Origin of the sequence: Stenotrophomonas sp. HMWF003, from assembly GCF_003061285.1 — a bacterium.
GTDB lineage: Bacteria > Pseudomonadota > Gammaproteobacteria > Xanthomonadales > Xanthomonadaceae > Stenotrophomonas > Stenotrophomonas maltophilia_AP.
Window position 1 is genome coordinate 10,051 of the sequence record NZ_QAIW01000437.1, and the last position, 580, is coordinate 10,630.

General features: G+C 70.7%; 1 pseudogene. It reads right to left on the reverse strand.

From position 1 onward, the window contains the following. Positions 1 to 580, reverse strand: a pseudogene (locus tag DBR34_RS21560) (hypothetical protein); the annotation flags it as partial.

Here is a 580-nt window from a genome sequence, read left to right on the forward strand (position 1 = left end):
CGACATCTGCCAGGCATTGCGGGCCTGGGTCTTGCCCTCGTCGTGCAACCAGCCTTGCGCCTGCTCCGGCTCCGGCTGGTTGGCCATCGCCGCCCGCATGAAGGAGAACTCACCGCGCAGCGGCAGGCACAGGTCAAGCTCGGCCACCGTGGGGGCGACAAGCGCCTGGTGGCACGTGGCCGGGACAGCGGTGCCCGCCGGCAGCTCGGCCAGGATCTCGGTGAACAGACCCGCATTGCGCTCGGCCATCGCCGAACCCACCATCGCCACCAGCAGGCTGTCGCTGTGCGCCATCAGCATGCGCCCGGTGCGGATGTCCTCGCAGGTGCCCTGCAATGCCTGGGCGCTGTTGCCGCGTACGTGCGCCAGCGCATGCCACGACGTGCGCTCCATCAGCACCTGGAACGACGGGAACGGCATCGCCACGTCGGGCACGAACAGCGAGCGGTAGTGATCGTCCTCGCCCAGCGCCGCAATGCGGGCGTGCAACCCGTCATGGCCGGCATGGGCCTGCGCCACCGCCTCGGCGTCGGCGCGTACCGCGGCCAGACAGGTGCTGACGTCGCGCCTGCACCAGCCG